Below are 2,946 nucleotides of genomic sequence, written 5' to 3'. Positions count from 1 at the left end.
ACCCCCCGGGTCATGGTCGACAGGGGGCAAAAGTCATGCCGGGCCAGAAGGCCGGGAGCCCCAAGATCGGGGCCGTCTAGAAGGTAACGGGGGAGGGGGTGAATGCGGTACGCGCATCCGGAGTCGTCCGGTCAAGCCGCTGGCTGATCGCCTCGGGCGTCAGATTCGACCCGTGCCACGACGACGGGCCGCCCAGCGCCCGGCCAACATGCCCCTGTGACGGATCGAGGGAGCGTCGAGCCGCGTTGACCAACTTCAAATGCACCTCGTGCAGACCGCGGAAGAGGGTGCTGAACTCCTCGATGACGTCACAGATCTCGTCAGCCGCAGCAGCGGTCTGCGGACTGGCCACCAAGGACAGCGAGTGCAGCGCCGCGGTGAACGGCTCCCAGGCGACCGCCGTACGCCGCGGTCCGTGATTCCTGCAACCACTGCCGGTTGTGGCTGCGCCGCCCGACGACACCGCCCGCGATGACGCCGACGACGGTAGCCGCGACGCCATCGGCGGTGGATATCAACAGCCCCCATCGGACAGACATGTGACGTGCCCTCACAATTGCAGTCCGCCTGTTGATCATCAGGATCCCAGCCAGTAGCCGGCCATTCAGCGGGTTCAGCCTGCTTGACCCCTCAAACTCGGAATGGAGTGGGGCCAACTCACGCTCTCCGCCGGGACTGTCAAACGTTGATCAAGCCACACGGCACCTCGCGCCGCGCGCCCGATGTTGCGCGTCAAGCTTGGCGCGGACAGCAGGAGAGTGCGTACCGCCACGGTTCGGAGCGCGGCTGCGCGGGCTGGTCAAGGCCGGAAAACCAGCCGGGCAGAAGCGTTTTGCCGCCAACGATCAGTAATCAACCCACCGCGTGGAGTGGTTCCGGCTGAAGGTGGGCTGGGACGTTCGCGTGAGGGGGAGCACTGGTTCGGTGGTTCTGACGATCAACGTTGCGGTTCTGCTGGCGGCCATCATCATCGTGCGGCTGCGGCGGCGTACGCAGGCCCGAAGCCGGAACGACGAGAAACTGACCGTCGTCATCGTGTTGGTCTTCGGTGTGCTGATCGCCCCTACCGCGTTCGGCCAGGCCATCTTCGACGTCGTCGGTCAACTTGCGCAGGGCGTGGCCCAGTCGGGCAGTCCCTGAGTGCTGCGCCCTTCCCGAACTCCTGCCGCCCGAGGCCGGCAGCGGCGTGGCAACGGTCACGGAAAACGCCGATCCCCTGCCTGGCCCAGGTGAAACCGACGCCCGGGAGCGGTAGCCCGTGGCCCGGTGGCCGTCAGTTCGCGGACAAGGTGTGCTTTGGCTGGGTGGCGATCGCCCCGCACGCGCCGGGTACGCGCGCGGCGGACCAACAGTCGCCTGCCCCGGCCCTGGCGCCGAAATAGTGTGCCCGTACGGGACCCTGGAGCTCGGACTGCCGCCCAGAGCCTGGTGTCCGGCCGGGCCACATGCACCGTCCCGGGTGCTGGGCAGGACCTGGTGAACTCCCCTCGCCAACGCTCGCGGTCCCACCGCCGATGCGACTTCCATGCCCAGCATCCGCTCCACCCTGCGATTGCCCAGTCCACCGGCGCTTTCGCGTGCGGTGCCGGATCATGAGGCGCGCCGCCTCCCACCGCGGTGCGGCGAATGATCTGCGGCGGCATGGTCAGTCCGTCGATGGCGGCCGGTTCGACCTCGGGCATGCGCGATGGCGCGCCAACCTTGGTACAGGCAACGCCCTGTTATCTGCGGCATCGCCAAGTGTGACCTGCGGCGACGTGCCCCGGGAGGCGCGCGAAGCCCCCCGTTATCTGTGGCAAGGGGAAAGCGCTGTCCGCCGTCGTCCGGCTTCCGTCCGGGAAGGCGTTGACCGTGAGGTCGGCCGCCGATGTCTTCCTCGGATCGCTCGGCAATCGGCGTCGGCTGCCCCACCAGGGACAACGATGCGCAAACGCAGCCGGAAGCCGACCGTGTGTCACCGTTCGCAGTGGACTTCTTCGCGTACCCGCTCAGATCGGTCAACGGCGCACCCGATAGCGCAGGTGAAGCACCCGGTTGCCCTGAATCACCACCTCAGGATCCTCCAACAGGTGCTGCGCGTGGACCGACCCGAAGTAGCGCTTGCCGGACCCGAACACGACGGGTACGACGTCCATGCGCACCTCGTCGACCAGGCCCGCGGCAAGCACCTGGCCACCGACGTCGCCGGCGGCGACCTCGAACATGCGGTCACCCGCGAGCTCCTGTGCCTTGGCCACCGCTGCCTCGACGCCGTCGACGAAGTGAAACGGCGCCTCGGGATCCCAGCCCTCGGGCGCCGGCCGGTGCGTCACGACGACCACGTTGTCGATCCCGCCCGGAGGCTTCCCGTCCCAGCCGTCCGTCAGGTCGAAGACGTGGCGGCCGACAACTGTCACCCCGATCTGGTCCCAGTACGGCCGGGTGTAGTCGTAGGACGTCTGCGACACCTTCACCTCGCCGCTCTCGTCCAACGGGACATCACCGCTGGACAACCAGTCGAACAGCGGTCCTGGCTGGTCATTCTCGTCGGCGACGAAGCCGTCCAACGATACCGAGCTGTACATGACCACCTTGCCCACGGGGCTCTCCTTTGTTGTGGAATGCGCCCAAATTAGCGTGTCGTGAGCTGTCGTTCTCTGCATGAAATCAACCGGCCGGCAGCGGCCAGCCGTCCAGCGCGCGGCCGGGATGTGCCGGCGCGGATGCGGACCGGCGCCCCGAGGTTGACGACGGGCACCGCGTACTCCACGCGCACAGCATCGCCGACGCCCCGCCGGCGTCGCACGCCGGGCATGGTCCAGCCGCGCTGCCGCTTAGCGCGAGTTTCGTTCCGACGCTCCTCAGATCCCGAGAGCCCCGCGAGTTCACGCAAACTGAAGGGTTCTCGGCGGGAACTCAAGGGTCCGTCGTCGTGCTATGCGGAGTTGCTTCCGTGGGTTCGAGGCC

Annotated in this window: 2 protein-coding genes; one reads left to right on the top strand and one right to left on the bottom strand. The window is 67.6% G+C overall.

What is annotated here, in order from left to right:
- Positions 1 to 924: 924 nt before the first annotated feature.
- Entirely contained in the window at positions 925 to 1,140 is a 216-nt protein-coding gene (locus tag ACFU95_RS50830) for a hypothetical protein (RefSeq protein ID WP_383844716.1), read from the top strand.
- 857 nt (positions 1,141 to 1,997) lie between these two features.
- On the opposite strand, the gene ACFU95_RS50825 is transcribed toward ACFU95_RS50830, so the two are convergent.
- Entirely contained in the window at positions 1,998 to 2,579 is a 582-nt protein-coding gene (locus ACFU95_RS50825) for a dihydrofolate reductase family protein (RefSeq protein ID WP_383844713.1), read from the bottom strand.
- Between the last annotated feature and the right edge of the window lie 367 nt (positions 2,580 to 2,946).

It is taken from the genome of Streptomyces sp. NPDC057623 (genome assembly GCF_042800355.1).
GTDB lineage: Bacteria > Actinomycetota > Actinomycetes > Streptomycetales > Streptomycetaceae > Streptomyces.
This window is presented reverse-complemented; position numbering and strand designations above follow the sequence as displayed.